The sequence below is a fragment of the Pseudomonas sp. 31-12 genome (assembly GCF_003151075.1).
Lineage (GTDB): Bacteria > Pseudomonadota > Gammaproteobacteria > Pseudomonadales > Pseudomonadaceae > Aquipseudomonas.
This window is the reverse complement of sequence record NZ_CP029482.1, coordinates 4,437,968-4,463,760: the sequence shown is the minus strand read 5'-3', so window position 1 is coordinate 4,463,760 and position 25,793 is coordinate 4,437,968. Positions and strand designations below refer to the sequence as shown.

Genomic DNA, 25,793 nt, shown 5'->3' with positions numbered 1-25,793 from the left:
GCTGATTCACCCCTCGACACTCACCACGGAGAACAACAATGACAAAGCCTCCGCTCCAACAGACGGCCGATGGTTTCTACCTGAACCGCACGCCCTGGTTCGCCTTCATTTTGCTGTGCAGTATCTTCGCGCTGTGGGCGGCGGCCGCGAGCATGAACGACGTGCTCATCGCGCATTTCAAGAAGGCCTTTCTGCTCAGCGACTTCCAGACGGCGTTCGTGCAGTCGGCGTTTTACCTGGGTTATTTCTTCGTGGCGATTCCGGCCGCGCTGGTGGTTCGCCGTTTCAGCTACAAGACCACCATCCTCATCGGTCTGATGCTGTACATGTTCGGTTGCCTGCTGTTTTTCCCGGCGGCGTCGACCGCCAAGTACGGCATGTTCCTGCTGGCGCTGTTTGTGATTGCGGCGGGGCTGTCGTTTCTCGAAACCGCGTGCAACACCTATTCGACGCTGATGGGCCCGCGTGAAACCGGCACCCGTCGCCTGAATATTTCCCAGACCTTCCACCCGTTCGGCGCAATGGCCGGGGTCTATGTCGGCAGCTTCGTGATGTTCAAGGACACCGACGCGACCCGCGAGCAGCTCACGCAAATGAGCGCCTCGGACGCGGCGGTCCAGCAGCTGCAAATGATCCAGTCCACCTTGCTGCCGTACAAATGGATGATCGCGGTGCTGGTGCTGATGTTCATCCTGATCGCCATCACCCGGTTTCCGAAGTGCAAGGGCAATCAGCCGAGCAGCACTAAAACCGCCAGCCTCGGCCAGAGCCTGTCGCGACTGTGGCGCAACAAGCGCTTCACCTTTGGTGTGTTGGCGCAGTTCTGTACGTGGGCGCCCAGGTCGGGGTGTGGAGTTTCACCATTCGTTTGGCGATGCAGTTGGGCGGTATGAACGAGCGCAGCGCGTCGTGGTTTTTGCTGACGACGTTTGCCGCGTACTTTGTCGGCAAGCTGATCGCCAACGTGCTGATGCGCAAACTGCACCCGGCCAAGGTGTTAGCGGTGTATGGCGTGCTGTGCATCGTGTTGCTGGCTTATACGATTCTGGTGCCGAACATCACCGCGGTTTATGCGGCGGTGGGTGTGAGCGTATTCCTCGGTCCGTGCTGGCCGACCATTTACGGCTTGACCATTGACGGCCTCGGCGAAGACACCGGCGTCGGCGGATCGCTGCTGGTGATGAGCATCGTCGGTGGCGGGGTGATCCCGATCTTCCAGGGTCTGCTGTCCGATTTCAGCGGCGGCAACATGCAACTGGCCTACAGCGTGCCGTTGCTGTGCTTCATCGTGATCGTGCTGTACGCGGTGCGTTGCCTGCGTCATTCCGACAGCGAACGAGCGCCGGTGGGTGCGGTGGTGACTTCATGAACACGCGGATCAACCTTCAGCCGTCGCAGTTTGGCGAGGCGCGCAAAACCTTGCTGGAATCGGAGGCGTTCACCGTCAGTTCCTGGGTGTATCCCAGTGGCGTGCTGGCGCTGGAATTGGCCAACAGCCGCGGCCGTCTGGTGGTGTTGCCGTATCAGGGGCAGATGATCTGGTCCGCCGTGTTCGATGGTTGCGACCTGACCATGAGCAACCTGTTCAGCCAGCCCCGGCCGAGCCCGACGGTGATCGGCACTTACGGTTGTTTCATGTTTCACAGCGGCCTGCTGCGCAACGGTTGCCCGAGCCCCGAGGACGATCATCCGCTGCATGGCGAGATGCCGTGCGCGGCGATGGATCGCGCCTGGCTGGAGGTCGGTGAGGACAGCGCTGGCGGCTACCTTCGATTGGCTGGCGAGTACGAATATGCGCAGGGGTTTGGTGATCGATACCTGGCCACGCCAAGCGTGACGTTGCGCGCTGATTCAGGACTGTTCGACATCGCCATGCAAGTGACCAATCTGGCAGGCAAGCCAATGGACCTGATGTACATGGCGCACATGAATTACGCCTATGTCGACGGTGCTCGTTTCATCGAACCCTTGGGTTTCGAACGGGTGCGCTTGCGCAGCAGCGTGCCGGCCCACGTGAAACCGACGCCGGTCTGGACCGAATACATGCAAGCGTTGGCGCAAGATCCGCAGCAATTCAACCGTCTGGATCAGCCACATCTCTACGATCCCGAGATCGTGTTTTTCTTCGACGGCGTGCGGGCGGACGACAGCGGCCATGCGCATTTTCTGCTGAGTCATCCCGACGGCGCGGCGTTCTACACCCGCTACCGTCCGGATCAATTCGACCACGCTGCGCGGTGGATCCTGCATAACGCCGATCAGCAAGTGGCCGCGTTCGTGCTGCCGTCCACCTGCGAACCGGAGGGCTACCGCGCCGAGTCCGCCAAGGGCCATGTGCGCTCACTGGCGGCGGGGGCGACGGCGGATTTCAGCGTCACCACCGGTTACCTCAGCGCGGGTGAGCAACAGGCCTTGATCAGATGATCAACTGCGCGCCGCTGGCGGTAATGGCGTCGCGGTAGGCCTTGGGGATTTTCTTGTCGCTGACCACGAACTGGAAATCCCCAAGGTCGGCGAAATGCGCGGTGCGCACCGTGTCGAACTTGCTGTGGTCGGCCAGCAGCAGCCGCTGTTGCGCCTGGCGCAGGACCTTCTGCTTGACCTCCACTTCATTGAAGTTGAAGCAGGTCACGCCGAAGTCCTGGCTGATGCCGGCAGCGGAAACGAAAGCCCAGGTCAGGCGCACGCTGTCGAGGATGCCGCTCTCGGTGGTGTTCTCGAACACCTGGTTCTTGCGGTGGAACGTGCCGCCGCACACCACGATATGGCAATTGGGTTTTTGCGAGAGTTTGAGCAGCACGTTCAGGGAGTTGCACACGGCGGTGAATTCGAGCTCGTCGGGGATGAAGTCGACCACGAAAGGCGTGGTGGTGCCGCAGTCGAAGAACACGGTGTCACCCGGCTGGATAAACCCGGCGGCGAGCTTACCGATGCGGCGTTTTTCCTCGACGTGGCGGGTGTCCTGTTCGGCCACACGGTAATCGCCGGGCTCGTTGCCATCGTGGATCTTGGTGATATAGCCACCGAGCAGCCGCAGGTGGTCGGTGTACTTGCTGAGGTCGCGGCGCAGGGTCATCTCGGACACGTCCAGCAATGCCGCCATCTCGCGCAGATGGATGGCGCTCTGGTCTTGCAGGGCTTGTTGAATCAGCTTGAGACGCTCGGCTTTTTTACTGTCCACAGGCATTCCGGGGTTGATTGTTGGTGTTATTTAAGTAACATTATTTGTTAGTTTTGTAACGTTTTTGCGCGAATCACCCTCGATTGTGGCGCAGGGGCATTTGAATATACAAACAGGAGTTTTTGCCATGGCACACCTCGAACCCCAAGCGCTGGCGCACTACATCGATCATACCTTGCTGACGCCTGATGCTTCCCGCGAGCAAATCGCTGCGTTGTGCCGCGAAGCTGCCGAACACGGCTTCTATTCGGTGTGCGTGAATTCGGGTCAAGTCCCTCATGCGGCTCAGTGCCTTGAAGGGCAGCGCGTGAATATCTGCGCGGTGGTCGGCTTCCCGCTGGGCGCCGGGCTGAGCGACACCAAGGCCTTCGAAGCCGAGCGGGCGATTGCTGCCGGCGCCGGGGAAGTCGACATGGTGTTGAACATCGGCTGGTTGAAGGACGGCTTGTTCGATCAGGTGCGCGACGACATCGCCCAGGTGTTGCAGGCGTGCGGCAAGGTGCCGTTGAAAGTCATCCTGGAAAACTGCCTGCTCACCGATGCGGAAAAGGTGAAGGGCTGCGAGATCTGCCGTGAACTGAACGTCGCGTTCGTCAAGACCTCCACCGGGTTCAGCCGCAGCGGCGCCACCGTAGAAGACGTCGCGCTGATGCGCCGTACCGTCGGGCCCGACATCGGCGTCAAGGCCTCCGGTGGTGTGCGCGATTACCCGACCGCACTGGCGATGATCGAAGCCGGCGCCACGCGACTGGGCACCAGCTCGGGCATTGCGATCATCAGCGGCGCAAAATCGGCAGGCGAGGGCTACTGATCAGTCCACCTGCAACACGATCTTGCCGATGTGATCGCCGGCTTCCATCCGCGCATGGGCCTGCGCCGCGTCGGTGTACGGGTAAACCTTGTCGATCATCGGCAGGCAACGCCCGGCGGCGAGTACCGGCCACACGTATTCACGCAACTGTTCGGCGATCGAGGCTTTTTCTTCACGGGTGCGCGAGCGCATCAGCGAGCCGGTGATCGTCGCGCGTTTGCCCATGATCGCCATCAGGTCGACGTCGTTGGCGCGGGCGCCGCCGAGGAAGCCGAGCATCACCAGGCGACCTTCCATGCCCAGTGCCGCGATGTTCTGGTTCAGGTACGAGCCGCCCATGATGTCGAGGATCACGTTGACGCCTTTGCCGGCGGTTTTTTCCGCAATGACCTGGACGAAATCCTGGTCGCGGTAGTTGATCGCCTCGGCGCCCAGCTTGCGGATCGCTGCACACTTTTCCTCACTGCCCGCCGTGGCGAACGCCTTGACACCGAATTCGCGGCAGAGCATCAGCGCGGTGGTGCCGATGCCGCTGGTGCCGCCGTGAATCAACGCGCGCTGGCCCTTGCTGGCGCCGCCCATGTCGAACAGATTGGCCCAGACCGTGAAGAAGGTTTCCGGGACCGCCGCGGCGTGGACCCAATCCATGCCTTCTGGAATCGGCAGCGTCTGGCTGGCCGGCGCGACGCAATATTGTGCGTAGCCGCCGCCATTGGTCAGCGCACAGACGTTGTCGCCGACGATGAATTCGCTGACGCCCGCACCGATCGCCACCACTTCACCGGCCACTTCCAGCCCGGGAATCGGGCTCATGCCGGGTTTCATCGGGTACTTGCCGGCGCGTTGAATCACATCGGGACGGTTGACCCCGGCAGCGTGCACGCGAATCAGCACTTCGCCTGCGCCGGCCGTGGGCACCGGTTCCTGGCGCGGCTTCAACACCTCGGGGCCGCCGGGCTCGGTGATTTCAATCAGGGTCATGGTTTGCGGCAACGTCATGTGGGAGTCCTGTTGAGAAAGTCGTCTGTAAATGGGATCGCATCAGTGAACCAATAATTCAGTCCAAACCACCAATCCCTTGTGGGAGCGGGCTTGCTCGCGAAAGCGGTGCATCAGTCACCTAATGTGTTGAATGTGACGCCGTCTTCGCGAGCAAGCCCGCTCCCACAGGGTTTGGTCTGTTCAGCAAACGCATGGCCTGTTCCAGCAACAACGCAACCACAATCGCGCCCGCCGCCATCACAAACAGCAACCCATGCTGCCCACCACTGGCATTGAACAACGCCGAATACGCAAACCCTGCAATCGCCTGAAACGTGGCGAACGACACCGTGGCGCGGCTCCAGGCAATTTGCTGCTGGTGATGGTTCGGGAGCAGTTCATGAACCCGGGCAAGCGCCAGTGGAACGATGCCCGGCGGGAACGAACCGAGGATCACGGCCAATACGGCCAGCGCCGTGAACGAGCTGGAAATCGCCAACAGGCCGACGGCAATCGCCTGCACCACCAGCACCAGCCGGATGCTCAGCTTCGCACCCAGTTGATCGGCCAGGAAGCCGTAACTCACCGGCCCGATGATCGCGCCCAGTCCGTACATCACCCAGATCAACGCACCGACATGCGGCCCAGCGCCGAGCCCGCGGGCCACGTAATCCACCAGGAACACCATCGCCGGCACCAGCCCGGCCGCCATGAACGCGTATTGGGCGTACAACAGGTAAACTCCAGGATCGGTCGGCGTGGTGGTTTTCTCGATCGACACTTCAACGGCTTGATGATGCGCCTCTTTCGGCCAGCCGAACCAACTCGCGGCCGTCAGAACCAGTGACAACAGGCCCAGGCCAAACCAGGTTTGCTGCAAGCCAAGGCTCAGCAGCGGCGGAACAATCGTCCCCGAGCCGGCAATGCCCAGGCCGATGCCCAAAAAGATCGCACCGCTGGCCAGGCCTCGGCGCGACGCTGGCACATGGGGCAGCACCGTCGCGGCCACCAGCACCATGATTGCGCCGCCGGCAACGCCCGACAGCAGGCGCCAGCCGAAGAACCAGCTCACCGACAATGGAAAACCACAGGCGAAAAACGACAAGGTCACGGCCAGCATCATCAGGCGCAACGCGGTTTTGTTCGACGTGCGGTTGGCCAGTGGTCGGCCGATCAGCGCACCGATCAGGTAACCCACGAGGTTGGCCGCGCCGAGGTACACCACGTCGCTCGCCGAAAACCAGTGCGCCTGGATCAATGAGGGAATCAGCGGTGTGTAGGCAAACCGCGCCAGACCGATGCTGACCAGGCTGGCGGCGAGGCCGGCGAAGATCGGCAGCCAGATCGCGCTGCGCGGGGTGGTCGATGTGCTGTGCATGGGAAACGTCCTGTGAGGTTTTACGCTTGGCCCCCAGACTATCCCGAACGACTGATGCAATAACGCAGCGATTTTGCGTTATGGTGATGCGATTATGCATCGGCAGGGAACGGCATGAATTGGGATGACGCACGGGTGTTTCTGGCGGTGTGCCGCGAGTCGACGCTCCGGGGCGCGGCGCGGGTGCTGGGGGTCGATCAGGCGACGGTCGGCCGACGGATCGCGGCGCTGGAAAAGTCATTGAGTGCGACGCTGTTCCTGCGCACTTCTGAAGGTTATGCGCTGACAGCGGTGGGGGAGGCGGCGCTGGCGGCCGTGGAGAAAATGGAGCATTCGGCGCTGGAGCTGGAGCGCCAGATTCAAGGGCTCGACGATCGACTGACCGGGCTGGTGCGGGTCAGCACCACCGACTCACTGGCCATCGATTTCCTGATCCCGGCCATTGCTAACTTGCATGAACAACACCCCGACGTGCGGGTGCAACTGGACGCCTCCACGCAGATTCTCAGCCTGGCCAAACGCGAAGCTGACATCGCCGTGCGCAACACCCGGCCGGACAACCCGGACCTGATCGCCCGCCGCATCGCGCGTTGGCCGGTGGGCCTGTTTGCTTCTCAGGAGTATGTCGATGCCCATGGCGTGCCGGCGCCGGGCTCGGCGTTCGAGGGGCATGATCTGGTGGTGTATCAGCCGTATCTGCAGGGCAACAAAGACATGACCCTGGTCTCGGAACCGCTGGGGCGCGGACGGATTGTGGCGAGTCTGAGTTCCAGTTTGCTGGTGCGTCGATCCCTGGCGGCGGGACTCGGAGTCGGGGAAATTCCGGTGTACATGGGGGAGAGGGACGGGCTGGTCAGGCTGTGGCCGGAGCGCACGCGACCGGTGCCGTATGACGTCTGGCTGGTGACCCATGCGGACTTGCGGCATACCGCCAGGGTTCGTGCGGTCATCGATGAAATTGTCGCGGTGTTTTCCGGTACCGGCGAGTGAGTCGTCGCTAGTCGAAGGATTAACACAACCCCTGTGGCTGGCTGGTAAAAACCTGGGGGCAGAAGCCCCCCAGGTCATTCACGGTCATGGCATTTGCGGCAGTTCTTGCGGGCGCAAATCGAACACCAGCACTTCGGCATCCATACCGTTGCTCAACACGAGTACCTGCTCATCACGAACCCGCACCCCATCGCCTTCCTGCAGCTGCACGCCGTTGAGTTCGACGCTGCCTCGGGCCACATGCACATACGCGTAGCGGTTGGCAGCCAGTTCCAGGGTGGCGCTTTCCTTGCCGTCGATCAGCGCGGCATACACCCGTGCGTCCTGACGCACCTTCAGCGAACCCTTGGCCCCGTCGGGGGAGATGATCAGTTGCAGGCGCCCGCGTTTTTTCTGGGAGCTGAAGTGCTCTTGCTGATAACGCGGTTTGGCGCCGCTGACTTCCGGCACGATCCATATTTGCAGGAAGTGCACCGGCCGCGTGGCCGAATGGTTGTACTCGCTATGGGCCACGCCGCTGCCGGCGCTCATCAATTGCACGTCGCCGGGGCGGATCACCGAACCGGTGCCCAGGGTGTCCTTGTGTTCCAGCGCACCTTCGAGCACGTAGGAGAAAATCTCCATGTCGCGGTGTGGGTGTTGGCCAAAACCTTTACCGGCCGCCACGCGGTCATCGTTGATCACCAGCAGGTCGGAAAAACCCTGCTCTTTCGGGTTGCGATAGTTGGCGAAGGAAAAGGTGTGGAACGACTTCAACCAACCGTGATTGGCGGCGCCGCGATCGGAGGCTTTGCGAAGGGTCAGCATGATGAAATCTCCTGTGGGGACGTTGATTCGTCCGAGTGAGGAGAAGGTTAATGGTTACTGTTCGGTGCAATAAGTAGATGGAAATTGAAATACTGTCGCTTTGAGGTTGACAGTGATGGGCGGGAAATCAGGTATTTTCCTCCGACGCTGACGCCGTACATTGGCCATAATGCACAGCATCCCTTTTCTGCCGGACATCAAACCCTGTGGGAGCGGGCTTGCCCGCGAAGGCGGCATCACATCCAACAGTGTGGATGACAGACACACCGCTATCGCGGGCAAGCCCGCTCCCACAGGAATTGAGTCCGGTCGATAGACCTTCTTTGACTTCAGTGATGTTTAACCCATGAAAACCGTGGCTATGGTGTTGTTTCCGGACTTTCTGCTGCTCGATATGGCCGGGCCCATGGAAGTGTTTTCCATCGCCAATCGATACCTGGCAGCGGAGGACCGTTATGAGCTGTCGACCATCGGCACCGAACATGGCGCACTGCGCGCTTCCAACGGCGTCAGCGTGCACACCGATCTGCACATCGATCAGGCCGATCAAGCGTATGACCTGTTGCTCGTGCCGGGCGGCCCGGGTGCCTACAACGAAAAACATCCGCCGTTGCTGTGCTGGCTCAAAGACGCCGTGCATCGCGCCGAGCGCTACGGCTCGATCTGCACCGGCGCGTTTGTGCTGGGGCATGCCGGTCTGCTGGACGGTTATCGTGTCACCACCCACTGGCATTACACCGAGCGGCTGATCAAAGGCTTCCCCAAGGCAACGGTGGAGACCGATCAGATTTTCGTGCAGGACCGCAACCTCATCACCTCCGGCGGTGTCACCGCCGGCATCGACCTGGCCCTGTCGGTGGTCGCCGAAGACCACGGCAAGAAAGTCGCCCAGGACGTGGCCAAGGTGTTGCTGGTGGTGATGAAACGCCAGGGCGGGCAAGCGCAGTTCAGCCCGTTGATGGCCACCGTCGCACCACAGGAAACGCCGATCACCCGCGTGCAGAACCATGTGCTGGAACACCTCGACGAAGCCTTCAGCATTGAACGAATGGCCAGCCTGGCGAACATGAGCACGCGGCATTTCGCCCGGATGTTTGCCCGGGACGTGAACATGACGCCCATGGAGTTTCTGCAAAGCGCGCGCATCGACTGCGCGAGAAACCTGCTGGAAACCAGCGACTTGCCGCTCAAGACCGTGGCCTTCAAAAGTGGCTTTGGCAGCGTGCGGCATATGCGCTTTCTGTTCGCCGAAAAGCTCGGCCTGACCCCGACGCAATACCGCGAACAGTTCAGCTAGAGCGTTCTTGGCCGTTGTGCGCACCGCAATGGCCGTGACGCTCCCACCGTGGCAGTTGTGCCGTCACGGAGGCCTGCCAAGATAAACCTGAACTCTTTGCAATGGAGGTGCGGGAACCTGGAAGGCGGGTGCGATGGACAGTTCAGCACTGTGAGCCGGGCCAGGTTTCAGCACGCAAACGTGCATGAACAGCCTCAGAGATTTAAACAGCGATACGGTGCTGCGGTTCGGCCCCTACGCCTTTCACCAGCGGCAACGGCTGATCCTGGACGGTGATCGGCCGTTGCGCATGGGCGGTCGCGCCCTGGATATCCTCCAGGTACTGGTGGAGCGCGCCGGTAACGTCGTCAGCAAGGACGAATTGATTGCCCAGGTCTGGCCGACGTCAGTGGTCGAAGAAATCAACCTGCGCGTGCATATTGCGGCCCTGCGCCGGGCGCTCGGTGACGGGCAAGATGGGCAGCGCTACATCGTCAACATTCCCCAGCGTGGCTACTGCTTTATTGCGCCGGTGGAGCGGGTGCCTGCGGGTACCTTGGTCTTGATCGAGACCGTGCAAAAGCATCAACACAATCTGCCAGCGCGGCTCACGCCGGTGACCGGGCGGGATTCGATTGTCGGCAGCCTGGTCCGCCAGTTGCCGCTTCGGCGTCTTCTGACCCTTGTCGGGCCCGGTGGCATCGGCAAGACCACCGTGGCGCTGCGCGCGGCCGAACTGCTGTTGCAGCATTATGAGGATGGCGTGTGGCTGGTGGATTTCGCGGCGCTCGATGACCCCGCGCGGGTGGTCGATCATCTGACGCAAACCCTTGAGCTGGAGGTCGGCACGACACTGGACGTGTTGGCGCAACGGCACACGTTGCTGGTGTTCGACAACTGCGAACACCTGCTGGAACGCTGTCGGACCTTGGTCGAGGACTTGCTGGCGTCGGCGCCTCGGCTGTCGATTCTCGTCACCAGTCGTGAACCGCTGATGGCGGTGGGGGAAACGGTGCAGCGCTTGCCGTCCCTGGCGGTGCCACCCGCGTCGGCGTTGCATGGCGTGGCCGAGGCCATGGGCTATTCGGCGGTGCAGTTATTCGTCAGTCGCGCCCGAGCCCGACAACAAGGGTTTGCCTTGCGCGAACAGGACCTCGAGGCGGTGCGGGAAATCTGTCGGCGGCTCGACGGTTTGCCACTGGCCATCGAACTGGCCGCGGCGCAGATCGATGCGCTGGCGTTGGTCGGTGTGCAAGCTCAGTTGGATAACTGTTTTCAGTTGCTGACCCAGGGGCGACGCACCGCTGTGCCCCGGCATCAGACCCTCAAGGCCGCGCTGGACTGGAGCTATGAGCGGCTGAACCAGTGGGAGCAAACCCTGTTGCAGCGCCTCTCGGTCTTCAAAATGTCCTTCACCCTCGATGCCGCGATTGGTGTGAGCAGTTGCGAGGTGCTCAAGCCCAATCAACTGGCGGCGCTGATGCAGCGCCTGGTAGCCAAGTCGTTGCTCTCGATGGATCAGGTCAACGGCACAACGCGATATCGCTTTCTCAACACCACGCGCACCTATGCGCTGGAGAAGCTCGAACTCAGTGGCCACCTGCGCACGTTCGAGCGGCGTTACTCGCATTACATCAGCCGTGCACGCTGGGTTTCAGGCGTGCAGTTGCCTATGGAGCTCGTCTAGTAGGCGCCGGACTTTGCTCAGGTCCGGCGTGGCAAAACCTTCGGTGAAGCGGTTGTAGATCGGCGCCAGTAGTTCATGGGCTTGCTGATACCGACCCTGACGCTGCCACAGTTGCGCCAGCGAGGTGGCGCTGCGCAGTTCCCAGGCCAGCGCGCCCTGATGCCTGGCCACATTCAACGCCCGAACCAATATCTCCTCGGCTGCGACGACCGTGTGGGAGCGAGCATGCTCGCGATAGCGTCCGTCCAGGCAATCCATCTCCGGCTGATTATTCTCCGCCAACAATGCATCAGCCCTGGCGCGCAATATTTCCGCCGTGCTCCAGCCGGCCGTACCGGTGTCGGCCCGATGCAACAGGGCGTCATCAACGAAACCGCTATCGAGTGTGACCATGATGTCCTTGATCAACCCCACGCCCGGTTGAAGCGGCAAGTGCGCCTCGGCGCGGTCGATCACCTGCGCATAGTGCCGGGCCCAGGTGTAGAACAGCAGCACCGAGTGTTTCTGTGATTGCTCCAGCAGCAGGCGCAAGAGTTCACGAGCCTTACGGTTATCGCCGTTGTAGTGCGCGATCAGGCAACCGGCCAGCGCGAGGGTGTAGCAAATGGAGGTGCCATGGTTGATTTGGATCGCGATGTCCAATGCTTGACGGGCAGTGCGCCAGGCTTGTTCCGGTTGACCTTGCAACCAGAGGATGCGTGCCAGAATCGTCAGGGCGGCCACGCTCTGATCGTATTGCACGCCGAAACCGTGGGTGAAGCGGTTGAGGTTCCCGCTCTGGGCCATGCTCTGGATGACCTGTTCGGCGTTCAACCGGGCCAGCCCCTGGTTCCCGGCGAAGTGCAGGGCCAGTACGCGCAAGCGGTGCATGCTCAGCGACAACACGGCGTCGCCTTGCGCGCCCAAGCGGTCGAAGAGCAGGCTCTGCTCCAGCGCCATTTGGTAATGGCCGCAACTGAGGTTGACTGCCATGTGCCCGGACACCGCCCGCAGTTGACCGGCCACATCGTTGTTGTGTTTGGCCAGGGTTCTGGCGCTGACGAACGCGGCGATGGTCTCGGCCGTGCCGCCCTGGGTGTGATAGCAGGAGCTGCCGAGGGCCAGCTTGAGGGGGATTTCCAGATGAGGGCAGGGCTCGGGTGCCAACTCAAGCAAGGCCAGTGCCTTGCGGACGTAAACGCCGTGTTCCTTGAGCAGTGACAGTTCCTGCCAGAGTGGCGTCGAGGTCGCAGTCAAACGGATCGCCAGTGCCTGCGGACCTTGAGCGTTCAAGCCCCAGTCGAGGGCTGAACGAATGTCATCCAGACTGCGGGCGTAACGCTCGATCCACAGGTCGGTGGCGATCAGTTCCCAGTCAGTCTGAGCCTGACGCATCAAGGCCAGGCAGCGCTCAGCGTGGCGCTTTCGCGTGTCCGGCAGATCCATCGCCTGGTCGAGTTTTTCCAGGGCGTAGCTGCGGGTGGTGTCGAGCAAACGGTAGAACACTTCTTCGTCGCCCACTTCCACGTTCAGCAACGACTTGGCCACCAGTTGCGTGATCGAACCGAACACCTCGCCGGGCTCGATGTGTTCGCCGACAATCACCGCCGCGGCCGATTCCAGCGTAAAACCGCCCCTGAATACCCCCAACCGGCGCAGGCAGGTTTGCTCGCAGGCGTTCAGCAGTTCGAAACTCCAGTCGAGCGTGGCGCGCAGGGTCTGGTGTCGGCCCAGTGTCGACGGACAGCCTTGGGTCAACAGGCGAAAACTGCCTTGCAGCTGCGTCAGCAATCCGCTCAGGCCAAAGGTGCCGACTTGCGCCGCCGCCAGTTCAATGGCCAGCGGAATGCCGTCCAGGCGGTGGCAGATTTCAATCAACAGCGGCAGGTCGTCATCGCTCAGCTCGAAGCTGTCGTGGCTGGCCATGGCCCGCTCGACGAACAGTTGCAGCGCGGAAAAGGTCAGCGCCTGGGCGCGGTCCAGCACCGCGATGGGCGGTGGGCAGTCGAGGGATTCGAGACGCTGGACGAACTCACCTTCGGCCCGCAGGCTTTCGCGGCTGGTGGCCAGGATATGCACGTGTGGCGCGGCGCGCAGGATGCTTTCGCAGAGCAGCGCGACGGCGTCGAGCAGGTGCTCGCAGTTGTCGATCACCAGCAGCATCTGCCGCTCGCGCAGGCACGCTGCGAGGCTGCTCATCGGTTCTGCGCCATGCAGTGACAAATCCAGCAGGGTGGCCAGATGGGTAGTGATCAGCGTCGGGTCATTGATCGGCGCCAGGTCCAGCAGGCGAATGCCGTCCTGATAACGGCTGATCAACAGTTCGGCGACGCGCAGCGCTACCGTGGTCTTGCCGATGCCGCCAGGGCCGACGAGGGTGATGAAGCGCTGGCGTGACAGTTGCGTGACCAGGCTCTCGACCAGCAATTGGCGACCGATCATCCGCGTGCGGCGGATGGGCAGGTTATGGGTGCTTGGCTCGATCCTTTCACTGGCGAGAGGTTGTTCGATCGCTTCCAGCGAGAACGGCGCGACAAAACTGTAGCCGCGCTGGGCGACGGTGACGATATAGCGCTGGCCGGCCTGGCCATCGCCGAGGGCTTTGCGCAGTGCGGCCATGTGCACGCGCAGGTTGATGTCTTCGACTACGCTATTGGGCCAGACCCCGGCGATCAGTTGCTGTTTGCTGACCACCTTTCCGGCGTGCTCCAGCAGGATCAACAGAATATCCATGGCGCGCCGGCCCAGGCGCAGGGGCTGGTCGGCCTCCAGCACCAGGCGTTGTCCGGGATAGATCCGGTAGGGGCCGAAATGGATGGCCTGCTCGGGGGAAAGGGTCAACGTGTGGCTCCTGCTTGCATCCGTCTAGTACGCGGTTTTCGAGCATATTCCTCAGGTTTTTCCGGCAACGCAACGAGGGTTCGTCTGACGGTTGCGGGTTCGCGGCGACCGCCCGGCCCCCGGCGCCACTGGCAGACGCCGTGTTTATTGGGTGCAACCGCAGCAAAGCAGGTGTTGAGGCATTTGGCGCGCCAATGAAAATTAACAACGTTTAACTCGTCCTGCGTCTGGTCTACGCCCAAAACTCTGCTGCTTCAACACCCGCTGGTCTGTGGAAATACTCAACCTGTGGTAGCGAACTGTGGTGAGGGGATTTATCCCCTCACCACAGGTCGCTCCTACAGAGGGCGGTGGTGTTGCAAAGGGATCAACTTGTCATGAGGACACCGGGATGAGCAATGTGGTGGTGGTCTATCACAGTGGCTACGGGCACACCCGGGTCATGGCCGAAGCCGTGGCCCAGGGGGTGCAGCGCCACTTGGGCAGCACCTGCCTGCTGATTCCGGTCGACGAAGTTGAGCAGCACTGGGACCGGCTGCACAGCGCCGACGCCATCATCTTCGGCGCGCCGACCTACATGGGCAGCGCGTCGGCACCGTTCAAAAGTTTCATGGAGTCGACGGCGGCGTTCTACCTCGCCCAGCCGTGGCGCGACAAACTGGCCGCCGGCTTCACCAATTCCGGCTGCCTGTGCGGCGACAAACTCAACACCTTGCTGCAGATGGCGGTGTTCGCCGCGCAGCATTCGATGATCTGGGTCGGCCTCGATCTGCTACCGGCGCGCTCCAGCACCGGCGCCTTCGACGGGCAAATGAATCGCCTCGGCAGCTCGCTCGGGGCCATGGCCCAGTCGAATGTCGAACAGTCCCCCGACCTTGCCCCACCTGCCGAAGACCGTTGCACCGCCGCTCATCTGGGCGAACGGGTGGCGCGTCTGGCCGAACGCATGGCTCATCCACCGATTTGATCCACCCCAACATTCGCAAAAGGAGATATCGCATGAGTACGTTCACGACCCGAGACGGCACCGAGATTTACTACAAGGACTGGGGCACCGGCCAACCCATCGTTTTCAGCCACGGCTGGCCGTTGAACGCCGACAGCTGGGAATCGCAGATGATCTTCCTGGCCTCCAAAGGCTACCGGGTAATCGCCCACGACCGCCGTGGTCACGGTCGTTCCAGCCAGCCGTGGACCGGCAACGACATGGACACCTACGCCGATGACCTGGCGCAGTTGATCGAGTTGCTCGACCTCAAGGACGCCGTGCTGTTCGGCTTCTCCACCGGCGGCGGCGAAGTGGCGCGCTACATCGGTCGCCACGGCACCGGTCGCGTGGCTAAGGCGGGGCTGATTTCCTCGGTGCCGCCGCTGATGCTCAAGACCGAAGCCAACACCGGCGGCCTGCCGATCGAAGTGTTCGACGGCATTCGCCAAGCGTCCCTGGCCGACCGTTCGCAACTGTACATCGACCTCGCCAGCGGGCCGTTCTTCGGCTTCAACAAACCGGGCGCCAAGCCGTCCCAGGGCATGATCGACTGGTTCTGGATGCAAGGCATGATGGCCGGCCACAAGAACGCTTATGACTGCATCAAGGCGTTCTCGGAAACCGACTTCACCGAAGACCTGAAGAAATTCGACATCCCCACGCTGGTGGTGCACGGCGACGCGGACCAGGTGGTGCCGATCGAAGCGGCGGGCATCGCCTCAGCAAAACTGGTGAAAGGTTCGCAGCTGTTGGTCTACCCCGGCGCACCCCATGGCTTGACTGACACTCACAAGGATCAGCTCAACGCTGATCTGCTGGCGTTCCTCAAGGGTTGATGTACCCCGGCGCGGGCGTAGATCCGCGCCGGTTTTCGCTCCTGATGAGAGCAGACAACCATCGAGATCCCGTTCATGAAAAAGCTCACAAACGCCACCGGCGCTCCGGTCGTCGATAACCTCAATATCCAGACCGCCGGCCCTCGTGGGCCGGCGCTCTTGCAAGACATCTGGTTGCTGGAAAAACTCGCCCACTTCGACCGCGAACTGATCCCCGAGCGGCGCATGCACGCCAAGGGCGCGGGCGCCTACGGCACCTTCACCGTCACCAACGACATCACGCGTTACACCAAAGCCAATATCTTCAGTTCTGTGGGCAAGGAAACGCCGTTGTTCGTGCGCTTTTCCTCGGTGGCCGGCGAACGCGGTGCGGCGGATGCCGAGCGCGACATCCGTGGTTTCGCGGTGAAGTTTTATACCGACGAAGGCAACTGGGACATTGTCGGCAACAACACGCCGGTGTTTTTCTTCCGCGACCCGCTGCGTTTCTCCGACCTCAACCACGTGGTCAAGCGCGATCCGCGCACCGGCCTGCGCAACGCCACCAGCAACTGGGATTTCTGGACCTTGCTGCCCGAGGCGCTGCACCAGGTGACCATCGTCATGAGTGATCGCGGGATTCCCACCAGCTTCCGCCACATGCACGGCTTCGGCAGCCACACCTTCAGCCTGATCAACAGTGATAATCAGCGGGTGTGGGTGAAGTTTCACTTTGTCTGCCAGCAAGGCATCGAAAACCTATCGGACGCCGAGGCGGCAGCGGTGGTCGGCAAGGACCGCGAAAGCAACCTGCGCGACCTGTATGAAGTCATCGAGCAGGGCAACTTCCCGCGCTGGAAGCTGTGCATCCAGGTGATGGAAGAAGAGCAGGCGATCAACTATCGGCATAACCCCTTTGACCTGACCAAAGTCTGGCCGCATGGCGAATTTCCGCTGATCGAGGTCGGCATCATGGAGCTCAATCGCAATGCCGAAAACCACTTCGCCGAAATCGAACAAGCGGCGTTCTCGCCGGCCAACGTGGTGCCGGGCGTGAGCTTTTCGCCGGACCGCATGCTGCAGGCGCGGCTGTTTTCCTATGGCGATGCCCAGCGCTATCGCCTGGGGGTGAACTTCAATCACATCCCGGTCAACGCACCGCGCTGCCCGGCCCACAGCTATCACCGCGACGGCGCGATGCGCACCGACGGCAACCTCGGCGGCACCGCCAGCTACTTCCCGAACAGCGTGGGCGAGTGGCAGGATTCGCCGGAACTGGCCGAGCCGCCGCTGCCGGTGGAAGGCTTTGCTCAGCACTACGATCATCGGCTGGAAGAGGATCATTACGAACAGCCGGGGAATTTGTTCCGCTTGCTCGATCCGGTGCGCAAACAACTGCTGTTCGACAACACCGCACGGGCCATGAACGGCGTGCCGCAGGCGATTCGTCAGCGCCATATCGACAACTGCACCCGAGCTGATCCGGCGTACGGGTTTGGCGTGGCCGAGGCGTTGGAGCGCCTGTCCCCCTTGGGCTAACGCAACCCACGTCTGTAGCAGCTGTCGAGCCTGCGCAGCCGAACGCAGCTGCTACAGCGCGTGCGGGTCGGGCTTTATTGCGCGTGAGTTTGAGCGGTGTACGCGGGGCGCTGGGGGAGGGTGCGCACCGCACGGCATCGCCACGCAAATGGATTGATCCCTTCGCTGCGGGTGAAGATGTGGCAGAAATGCGCCTGATCGCAGAAGCCGCATTCGAGGCTGATCTGGGTCAGTGTCAGGTCGGTGCTCTGGATCAATTGCTTGGCCCGGGCGATGCGCTGGTGGCGGATCCAGTCCTGCGGCGAGAGCCCGGTGCTGCACTTGAACGCGCGGGAGAAATGACTGCGCGACAGGGCGCAGGCGCGTGCCAGTTCGGTCACTTCAACGGTTTCACCCAGGCGTTCGAGGATCAGTTGCTTGACCAGGCTTTCGCGCCACGGGGTCAGGCCGCCGGTGGTTTTCTTGCGCGCTTCAGTGACAGTCGCGCGGGCGACGTTTTGCTGAGAATGGGCCATGACAAATGTCCGTGTCGGTGAGCTTCATTCTTGGTCGCAGGGCGCTGACAGGCGAGTTAAACGTTGTTAATTCCGTCGTTGCTCAGGAATGAACAACAGCGCTAACTCAGCACATTGCTGCAATTTCTTCGGGCTCGCCCCGTGCAAAATCGCCCCCAATCCGGCGGCGTATACCTTGCCGCTTTTCTGACTCGATCAAGGGTGAAGGCATGAAACATTCTCTGGTTTGCGCGCTGGGGCTCGCGGTTGCGCTGGCGTCCGGTATTGTCTCGGCGCAGGCACCGGCGCAAGTCGGCACGCAAGTGCCGGGTTACTTCCGTCTGGCGGTGGGCGATTACGAGGTGACGGCGCTGTTCGATGGCTACAACGACCTGTCGCCCAAACTGCTCAAGGGCCTGACCCAGAGCCAGATCCGCGCGCTGCTGGCCCGTCGCTCGATTGAAACGCCAGGCGTGCAGACTGCGTTCAACGCCTTTCTGATCAACACCGGCAAGCAACTGATCCTGGTAGACACCGGCGCTGGCCAGTGCATCGGCGAAACAGCCGGCATGCTCTCGGACAACATAAAAGCGGCCGGTTACGAGCCTGCGCAAGTCGACACCATCCTGTTGACGCACCTGCACCTGGACCACGTCTGCGGGCTGGTCGACGGCCAGCAGAAACCGGTTTTTGCCAATGCCACGGTGTTTGCGGCGAAAGCAGAGGCCGATTACTGGCTTGATCCGCAGGCCCTCGCCAAGGCCCCGGAGGGTGCCAAGCCGTACTTCAAAATCGCCCAAGACTCGACCGCGCCGTATGCGGCCGAAGGCCGTTTCAAAACCTTCGCCACCGGCCAGTCGCCGGTGCCGGGCGTGGTCGAGGCCGAGCTGGAAAGCGGGCACACGCCGGGCAGCACCACTTACCGCTTCACCTCCCAGGGGCAGAGCATTCTGTTCATGGGCGACCTGGTGCATAACCTCGCTGTGCAGTTTGAACACCCGCAAGTGTCGATCAGTTTTGACGTCAACAGTCAGCAGGCCATCAAGAGTCGCGCCAAGGTGTTCAGTGAGGCGGCGGCGAGCAAGACCTGGGTGACGGCGGCGCACTTGCCGTTTCCTGGCATCGGCCACATCGCCGCAGAGGGCAAGCATTTCCAGTGGGTGCCGGTGGAATACGGGCCTTACAAACGTGCGGCGAAAGTCCCGCTGATCGAGTAAAGTCGCAACGCTTCTTGCCTGGCTGAACACACAAGGAAACCGTGCCTATGAACCGTAACGATCTGCGTCGCGTCGACATGAACCTGCTGGTGATTTTCGAAGCGTTGATGTTCGAGAAGAACCTCACCCGTGTGGCCGAAAAGCTGTTCATGGGGCAACCGGCGGTAAGTGCGGCGCTGGGGCGGTTACGGGACCTGTTCGACGATCCGTTGTTGCTGCGCAACGGTCGCGGCATGGAGCCGACGGCGCGGGCGCTGGCGATTCTCAAGGAACTGCAACCGGCGATGGATGTGATTTCCGGGGCGGTCAGCCGAGCGAAGGAATTTGATCCGACAACCAGTAATGATGTGTTCCGCATTGGTTTGTCGGACGACGCAGAATTCGGTTTGTTTCCGCCGTTGTTGCGGCAACTTCAGGAAGAGGCGCCCGGGATCGTGGTGGTGGTGCGTCGTGCCAACTATCTGCTGATGCCGGCACTGCTGGCCTCGGGGGAAATTTCCGTGGGGGTGAGCTACACCACGGATTTGCCGGCGAATGCCAAGTGCAAGAAGTTGCGGGACATCCCCTGCAAGGTGCTGCGCGGGGACAAGCGACCGGGGACGCTGACGCTCGATGAATACTGCGAACGACCGCATGCCATGGTGTCGTTCTCGGGCGATCTGAGTGGCAATATCGATCTGGATCTGGCCAAGGTTGGTCGCAGCCGCCGTGTGGTATTGGGCGTGCCGCAGTTCAGCGGGTTGCGGGCGTTGCTGGCCGGGACTGAGATGATTGCGACTGTGCCGGATTATGCGGCGTGTGCGTTGGTTGAGGGGTGTGCGTTGCGGGCGGAGGATCCGCCGTTTCCCATTGATGCGGCGCAGTTGTCGATGGCCTGGAGCGGGGTGCATGACAACGATCCGGCGGAGCGGTGGTTGCGGTCGCGGATCAGCGAGTTCATGTCGAGGCCTTTGCCGATTTCGGCTTGAACGTGGCGGCCTCCGGGCCGACCAGGTTCCCCTTGATGTACGCCATCCAACTGTGGGAGCGGGCTTGCTCGCGAAGGCGGCCTGACAGCCGACCTATCTCTTCCTGGGTGTACATATCCGTTCCTGCGGTAACGGCCACTTATGGTTTCGCTCTTACAGCGAGTCCCTTTTTCAAACGCCAAAAAGGAACCAAAAGGCTTCGCCCCAGCGTCCGGCCCCTCGCCTGGGCTCGGCGTACCCTCGCTCCGGCATTCATCTGGGGGCATCGCCTCCGGTCGGCTTCGCTTCGACCTCCTCTCGATGTGTGCGGCTTCGCCGCACGGCGCTACGCGCCCCCCCCCAGATGAACGCCTCCACTCGGCCTCCCGACGGGGCGGGCAGATCAAGATCAAAAGCTGCAGGCGAGCTAACGCTCGGCCTGTTGAGTGGTGAAAAGCGTACGATGTGCACCGATCCATTGTAGGAGCGAGGCTTGCCCGCGAAGGCGGCCTGACAGCCGACCATTATCCTCAAGTCATACACCCATTCACTATAGGAGCGAGCCTGCTCGCGATGGGGGTGTGTCATTCAACATTGATGTCGGCTGACCCAATGCCTTCGCGAGCAAGCCCGCTATCAGAGGGGAATGTATGTTGATTTTAGGGCTGTGTTTAAAGGTGTTTGGCGTTACTTGCCTCTCGGTTCGCTAACCTGCGTACAGCCGCCAGCCTTACTTGTTTAGCGACAGGTGTTGGTGGTTCCAGGTATACCGGCGATTCACCACATGCAAAGCCACACCCAATTCCCCGGAAACCGACAACGTTTCCCCTTTCGATCCCCTCGATCCCTCAACGCTATCGACCGTTCGTCTGTAAGCGCCCTTGACCTGTAAGTTCTGACAGTAGCGGTTCTTCACGATCCGGTGTGTGATACCCCGTGCCCAAGGAATCAGATCAATCACGCACAGGGAACGAATGATGAATAGTCAGCCTGCCGAGCTGGTCACCGCCGACTTGCCGCCTCCGTACATTCGGGAAAACCGGTTGCCCGGCCTACTGGATTCAGTGGAGGTCAGGTACAACTGCAGGGTTGTCATGGAGTACCCGATGGAACCCGGTGACAGGGTCCGCGTGACTTGGGCAGGCGCGCCGGGCGCCGGGTCATATACCTCGGCGTTTTTCTCGGTGGATGGGTTGCGGCCGCTGGAGGTCGGGATTGGCGGCGCGTTGCTGGTGATCTTTAATCAGGGAATGACGGTGGCGCTGAGCTACACCGTGATGCGAGGCTCTGCGGAACCTGTGACTTCGCAGCCGCTGATTTTGTACGTGCTGCCTGTCACGCAAAACGATTTGCCCAGACCTTTCATTACGCAGGCGCCGGACTCAGGCGAAGGCTTGGCCCTTGATGTCAGGGACCTGACTGAATTCACCTTGCGGATAAACTCATGGGCTCTGCAAACCCGAGACCAGTATTTCTGGTTGCGTCTCAGAGGCGTCAATGCCGACGGTAGCGATTTCAATGAGGTGTACTGGCGTCCGCCGGACAACGTTGTCGGCCAGTCATTCAGCAAGGGTTTCTATGCGCAAAACTACCCCGCTGTCCGGCTGAAGGGGCTCAAGGATCGCAGCACGCTGACCCTGATGTTAAAGGCAGGCCTGCAAGGAAGCCAGGATGAGGCCCTTGCCCAGAAGTTTGCGCATCGAAACTACATCGTCAGAACAACCGCATCGATAACGCCCGAACCACCGAAGATCTTGTCGGTGAAAGATCCGCTCGGTCAGGACATTGCCAATGGTGGGAATACCAAGTACTCCACTGCGACGGTACATGGCAGTGCGAAAGCTGAAGAAGTGGAAATCTTTAACGGGGAAACTCCCCAAGGCACGGCCAATGTCGTTGCCGGTAGTTGGCAGCATCCAGTGAACGGGCTGATTGATGGTCAAAACGTGTTGACGGCTATTGTTGTTGACGGTGATGGAGAGAAGTCCAATCGATGGACGATCAACGTGGAGTTGCAGGATCGACCCCTATCGATCAAAGAAGCGCCCGATAATCTCAACCTGGATCCGCTGGCGGCTACAGACAGTTTGACCGCTGTCGTGGATGACCTGGAAGCCGGCGACAGTGTTACGGTGACGTGGACAGCCGCCTCGGGTACGCCCTCAGCGGGTACGCACACGACAAACCCGGTTATCGCTGGCGCTACTCGCCCATTGGAAATTTCGCTGCCCAAGTCATTGGTGGCGTTTAGCGTCGGTAAAAAAGCCCAGATTACCTTCACTTACACACTCGGAGCATCGCCTCCGGTGACCTCACAACCGTTTTCCCTTAACGTGCTGGCGATCCCGTCAACCGCGCTGATTGCTCCGGTGATTACCCAGGCGAACGGTACAGACGAACTGGATCTGAAAGACGTTATGGCCGGGGCGACTCTCACGTTTGGTGGCTGGCCGCATATCGCCATTGGACAGCGGATCTGGCTGGATCTGGAAGGCGAGAACGCCAGCGGCGGCAGTCACAATCTCATTGTATGGACGGGTGCCCGCAATTCGGTTCATCGAAATTGGGTTACGACCAATGGCCACAGCATTACGATTGCGTACAGCTATTTGAGGCTATTGGCTGTCGGCAGCACATTGTCCATTCGCTTCAGGGTCAATATGGATCAGGTCCCGGATCCCGCGACGGTGCAGCCCTTTGATGTCCGTGAATATATCGTTCGGGCCACTCCTTGAGCAGGGCGAGCGTCACGCCTGTGGTTTTGATGCGAAAAAAAAACGGTCTCGGTAGAGGCCGTTTTTTGTGCCTGGCAGAAAGCTTCCAGCAATGAAGATTCCCCTGTGGGAGCTTCGTCGGTTGTAGATCCGGCTCATTGGCAAAAAGAGCACACACATCCAATTTTTCCGGCACCCACACCGGCACTATCGAAAGACGTCCCGGCGCATCGTTGCCGGTGGTTTTTCATTTGAGCAGGTAGCCCATGAATACGTCGCGATGGGATGAACGGGCGCAGGATTTCGGACTGCTGTTTTTGCGGGTCAGTGGCGGTTTGTTTCTGCTCTGGGTGCACGGCTTGCCGAAGTTGCTTAACTACGGCGCTCAACTGCAAGTCATCGAAGACCCTTTTCACTTGGGCGCGAACATCACGCTGATGCTGGCGATTTTTGCCGAGGTGCTGTGCCCGTTGCTGATCATCGCCGGGGTGTTGGTGCGTCTGGCGTGCCTGCCGATTTTGGCGGTGTTGCTGATCGCGCTGCTAGTGGTGCATGCGCAATGGAGTGTCGAGGAAGGGCAGTTCGGTTGGCTGCTGTTGATTGTGTTCACCAGCCTTTTTATCGCCGGGCCGGGACGGCTGGCGCTCAATGTCCGATTTGCCGGAGCTTTGCGTTATGCCTGAATCCAATCGTTTCGAGGAAGTCGTGACCCTGGTGATCAAGCACCGGGTCAAGGCCGGTTTTGAAGTGCCCTATGAAGCCTGGTTGCGCAACATTGTCAGCATCGCCGGGCAGCAGGAAGGGCACTTGGGCGTGGACGTGATGCGCGGTAAAAACGCCGGCCTCGACATGTACACCTGCGTGCTGCGCTTTTGCTCCACCGACGCGATGCAAAGCTGGCTCGATTCGCCGCAGCGGCTGGAGTTGGTCAACGAAGCCACGCCAATGCTCGCCGATGGCGACCAGACCGAGGTCAACCCGGTCAATGAATTCTGGTTCGCACCGCAAGCCGACGCCGCGTCGCCACCGCCGCCGCGCTGGAAGCAGGCCGTGGTGACGCTGCTGGTGATTCTGCCGCACACCTTGCTGGTGCCGCTGCTCTGGGGCCCGCTGCTGCAACTCAACGCCATCCTGTCCAATTACGTGGTCGCGACGTTCCTGATCACGCTGACCATCGTCGTTTCGGTGGTGTACCTGTTCATGCCGATGGCGACGCGTCTGTTCGCGCCGTGGCTGTCCCATTCCCCTCAGTCCAAGGAAACGCGATGAACGCCGATCTGATTTTATTCAATGGCCAATTTCATACCGTTGACCGTGAAAACCCGCGCGCCAGTGCGGTGGCGATCAGCGAAGGCCGCTTCGTTGCGGTCGGCACCGATGCCGACGCCATGGCCCTGCGGGGGGCGGGCACCCAGGTCATCGACCTCAAGGGTCGCTGCGTCATTCCCGGCCTTAACGACTCACACCTGCACCTGATCCGTGGCGGTTTGAACTACAACCTCGAACTGCGCTGGGAAGGCGTGCCGTCGGTGGTCGATGCCTTGCGCATGCTCAAGGATCAAGCCGATCGCACACCCACGCCGCAATGGGTGCGCGTGGTCGGTGGCTGGAACGAATTCCAGTTCGCCGAAAAGCGCATGCCGACCCTCGAAGAGCTCAACCAGGCCGCGCCGGACACCCCGGTGTTTGTCCTGCATTTGTACGACCGCGCCTTGCTCAACCGCGCCGCTTTGCGCGTGGCCGGTTACACCCGCAATACGCCGAATCCACCGGGTGGCGAGATCGTGCGCGATAGCAACGGTGAGCCGACCGGCATGCTGGTGGCACGTCCCAACGCAATGATTCTGTACTCGACGCTGGCCAAAGGGCCGAAGTTGCCGCTGGAATATCAGGTCAACTCGACCCGCCAGTTCATGCGTGAACTCAACCGCCTCGGCCTGACCAGTGCCATCGATGCCGGCGGTGGTTTCCAGAATTATCCGGACGATTATCAGGTGATCGAGCAGTTGGCCAAGGACCAGCAACTGACCATTCGTATCGCCTACAACCTGTTCACGCAGAAGCCGAAAGAAGAGCTGACCGACTTCAAGAACTGGACGTCGAGCGTGACCCTGCATCAGGGCGACGATTACCTGCGACACAACGGCGCCGGGGAAATGCTGGTGTTCTCGGCGGCGGATTTCGAGGACTTCCTCGAGCCGCGTCCCGACCTGCCGCAAACCATGGAAGACGAGCTGGAACCGGTGGTTCGCCACCTCGTCGAGCAGCGCTGGCCGTTCCGTTTGCATGCCACGTACAACGAATCCATCAGCCGCATGCTCGACGTGTTCGAGAAGGTCAACCGTGACATTCCGTTCAACGGTTTGCCGTGGTTTTTCGACCACGCCGAAACCATCACGCCGCAGAACATCGAGCGGGTGAGGGCGCTGGGCGGCGGGATTGCGATTCAGGATCGCATGGCGTTTCAGGGCGAGTATTTCGTCGAGCGTTACGGCGCCAAAGCGGCCGAAGCCACGCCGCCAATCAAGCGCATGTTGGCCGAAGGCGTACCGGTCGGCGCCGGCACCGATGCCACACGAGTGTCCAGCTACAATCCATGGACTTCGTTGTACTGGATGGTCAGCGGCCGCACCGTCGGTGGCCTGGAGCTGCACGCCGAGGGGCTTTCGCGACAAACGGCACTGGAACTGTTCACCCACGGCAGCGCCTGGTTCTCTTCCGAGCAGGGCAAGAAAGGCATGATCAAGGTCGGGCAACTGGCTGACTTGGCGGCCTTGAGTGCGGACTTTTTCAGCGTCGATGAAGAAGCGATCAAGTGGATCGAATCGGTGTTGACCGTGGTCGGCGGCAAGGTGGTGTACGCCGCCGGTGATTTCGAAAAACTCGGACCGGCCAGCGTGCCGGTGCTGCCGGACTGGTCGCCGGTGGTCAAGGTGCCGGGGCATTGGCGTCCGACGTCGCCGATGCAGGCGCAGGTTCACCATTGCAGCGGGCCGTGTGGCGTGCATGCCCACAGCCATGAAAAGGCGCGGTTGTCGAACGCGCCGGTCAGTGATTTTGCGGGTTTCTGGGGCGCGTTCGGCTGCTCGTGCTTCGCGTTCTGACGATCACAATCAGCGCCGATCCAGCACGTCGGCGCCATGCGTAA

General features: G+C 61.1%; 20 protein-coding genes and 1 pseudogene. 15 read left to right on the top strand and 6 right to left on the bottom strand.

The genetic code is table 11. From position 1 onward, the window contains the following. Window positions 1-38 precede the first annotated feature (38 nt). Window positions 39-1,369 (top strand): annotated as a pseudogene (gene fucP, locus DJ564_RS21080) (L-fucose:H+ symporter permease). Next, window positions 1,366-2,424, top strand: coding sequence for an aldose 1-epimerase family protein (locus DJ564_RS21075; RefSeq protein ID WP_109633006.1), 1,059 nt, complete (start codon window positions 1,366-1,368; stop codon window positions 2,422-2,424). Before fucP ends, DJ564_RS21075 begins: the two are co-directional and overlap by 4 nt. Here DJ564_RS21075 and deoR read toward each other — a convergent pair. Beyond that, complete coding sequence (gene deoR, locus DJ564_RS21070; protein ID WP_109633005.1) at window positions 2,417-3,181, bottom strand: DNA-binding transcriptional repressor DeoR; 765 nt, start codon at window positions 3,179-3,181, stop codon at window positions 2,417-2,419. The two genes, DJ564_RS21075 and deoR, sit on opposite strands and share 8 nt — an antisense overlap. 127 nt (window positions 3,182-3,308) lie before the next feature. Here deoR and deoC point away from each other — a divergent pair, with 127 nt between their 5' ends. Then, window positions 3,309-3,992, top strand: coding sequence for a deoxyribose-phosphate aldolase (gene deoC / locus DJ564_RS21065; RefSeq protein ID WP_109633003.1), 684 nt, complete (start codon window positions 3,309-3,311; stop codon window positions 3,990-3,992). On the opposite strand, the gene DJ564_RS21060 is transcribed toward deoC, so the two are convergent. Then, window positions 3,993-4,991, bottom strand: a complete 999-nt coding sequence (locus tag DJ564_RS21060; RefSeq protein WP_109633001.1) for an NAD(P)H-quinone oxidoreductase — start codon at window positions 4,989-4,991, stop codon at window positions 3,993-3,995. Between the two features lie 121 nt (window positions 4,992-5,112). Beyond that, a complete protein-coding gene (locus DJ564_RS21055) occupies window positions 5,113-6,351 on the bottom strand; it encodes a YbfB/YjiJ family MFS transporter (protein ID WP_109632999.1) in 1,239 nt (412 codons plus the stop codon). A 114-nt stretch (window positions 6,352-6,465) separates the two neighbouring features. On the opposite strand from DJ564_RS21055, the gene DJ564_RS21050 reads away from it, so the two are divergent. After that, window positions 6,466-7,341, top strand: coding sequence for a LysR family transcriptional regulator (locus DJ564_RS21050; RefSeq protein WP_109632997.1), 876 nt, complete (start codon window positions 6,466-6,468; stop codon window positions 7,339-7,341). Window positions 7,342-7,425: 84 nt separating this feature from the next. Here the strand turns inward: DJ564_RS21050 and DJ564_RS21045 are convergent, their stop codons facing one another. Next, window positions 7,426-8,148 (bottom strand): pirin family protein, encoded by a 723-nt coding sequence (locus DJ564_RS21045; protein WP_109632995.1) that lies wholly within the window; start codon window positions 8,146-8,148, stop codon window positions 7,426-7,428. A gap of 346 nt (window positions 8,149-8,494) precedes the next feature. Here DJ564_RS21045 and DJ564_RS21040 point away from each other — a divergent pair, with 346 nt between their 5' ends. Further along, window positions 8,495-9,445, top strand: a complete 951-nt coding sequence (locus DJ564_RS21040; protein WP_109632993.1) for a GlxA family transcriptional regulator — start codon at window positions 8,495-8,497, stop codon at window positions 9,443-9,445. 184 nt (window positions 9,446-9,629) lie between these two features. Next, window positions 9,630-11,111, top strand: coding sequence for a winged helix-turn-helix domain-containing protein (locus tag DJ564_RS21035; RefSeq protein ID WP_109632991.1), 1,482 nt, complete (start codon window positions 9,630-9,632; stop codon window positions 11,109-11,111). Here the strand turns inward: DJ564_RS21035 and DJ564_RS21030 are convergent. After that, window positions 11,079-13,931, bottom strand: coding sequence for a winged helix-turn-helix domain-containing protein (locus DJ564_RS21030; RefSeq protein ID WP_109632989.1), 2,853 nt, complete (start codon window positions 13,929-13,931; stop codon window positions 11,079-11,081). The two genes, DJ564_RS21035 and DJ564_RS21030, sit on opposite strands and share 33 nt — an antisense overlap. A 391-nt stretch (window positions 13,932-14,322) precedes the next feature. Between DJ564_RS21030 and DJ564_RS21025 the strand changes: the two genes are divergently transcribed. The 3 genes from DJ564_RS21025 (at window position 14,323) to DJ564_RS21015 (ending at window position 17,273) form a co-directional block, all read left to right on the top strand. Continuing rightward, on the top strand, window positions 14,323-14,898 hold the full coding sequence (locus DJ564_RS21025) for a flavodoxin family protein (RefSeq protein ID WP_109632988.1): 576 nt from the start codon (window positions 14,323-14,325) through the stop codon (window positions 14,896-14,898). 32 nt (window positions 14,899-14,930) lie between these two features. Beyond that, window positions 14,931-15,755 (top strand): alpha/beta fold hydrolase, encoded by an 825-nt coding sequence (locus tag DJ564_RS21020; RefSeq protein WP_109632986.1) that lies wholly within the window; start codon window positions 14,931-14,933, stop codon window positions 15,753-15,755. A gap of 75 nt (window positions 15,756-15,830) precedes the next feature. Continuing rightward, the gene (locus tag DJ564_RS21015; RefSeq protein ID WP_109632984.1) at window positions 15,831-17,273 is read left to right on the top strand and encodes a catalase; all 1,443 of its coding nucleotides are present in this window, start codon (window positions 15,831-15,833) and stop codon (window positions 17,271-17,273) included. A gap of 74 nt (window positions 17,274-17,347) precedes the next feature. Here DJ564_RS21015 and DJ564_RS21010 read toward each other — a convergent pair whose 3' ends face one another. After that, window positions 17,348-17,788, bottom strand: a complete 441-nt coding sequence (locus DJ564_RS21010; protein WP_109632982.1) for a helix-turn-helix domain-containing protein — start codon at window positions 17,786-17,788, stop codon at window positions 17,348-17,350. Between the two features lie 209 nt (window positions 17,789-17,997). On the opposite strand from DJ564_RS21010, the gene DJ564_RS21005 reads away from it, so the two are divergent. The 6 genes from DJ564_RS21005 to DJ564_RS20975 all read left to right on the top strand — a co-directional run bounded on the left by DJ564_RS21005 (window position 17,998) and on the right by DJ564_RS20975 (window position 25,749). Continuing rightward, window positions 17,998-18,984, top strand: coding sequence for an MBL fold metallo-hydrolase (locus tag DJ564_RS21005; protein ID WP_109632980.1), 987 nt, complete (start codon window positions 17,998-18,000; stop codon window positions 18,982-18,984). Window positions 18,985-19,031: 47 nt separating this feature from the next. Next, window positions 19,032-19,952: a LysR family transcriptional regulator gene (locus DJ564_RS21000; protein WP_109632979.1), complete on the top strand. Its 921-nt coding sequence runs from the start codon at window positions 19,032-19,034 to the stop codon at window positions 19,950-19,952. Window positions 19,953-21,037: 1,085 nt separating this feature from the next. Continuing rightward, window positions 21,038-22,666, top strand: a complete 1,629-nt coding sequence (locus DJ564_RS20990) for a hypothetical protein (protein ID WP_162556229.1) — start codon at window positions 21,038-21,040, stop codon at window positions 22,664-22,666. A 245-nt stretch (window positions 22,667-22,911) separates the two neighbouring features. Next, window positions 22,912-23,328, top strand: a complete 417-nt coding sequence (locus tag DJ564_RS20985; protein WP_109632975.1) for a DoxX family protein — start codon at window positions 22,912-22,914, stop codon at window positions 23,326-23,328. Continuing rightward, a complete protein-coding gene (locus DJ564_RS20980) occupies window positions 23,321-23,914 on the top strand; it encodes an antibiotic biosynthesis monooxygenase (RefSeq protein ID WP_109632973.1) in 594 nt (197 codons plus the stop codon). The genes DJ564_RS20985 and DJ564_RS20980 overlap by 8 nt, the downstream gene beginning before the upstream one ends. Next, window positions 23,911-25,749 (top strand): amidohydrolase, encoded by a 1,839-nt coding sequence (locus DJ564_RS20975; RefSeq protein WP_109632972.1) that lies wholly within the window; start codon window positions 23,911-23,913, stop codon window positions 25,747-25,749. The genes DJ564_RS20980 and DJ564_RS20975 overlap by 4 nt, the downstream gene beginning before the upstream one ends. Window positions 25,750-25,793: the final 44 nt, after the last annotated feature.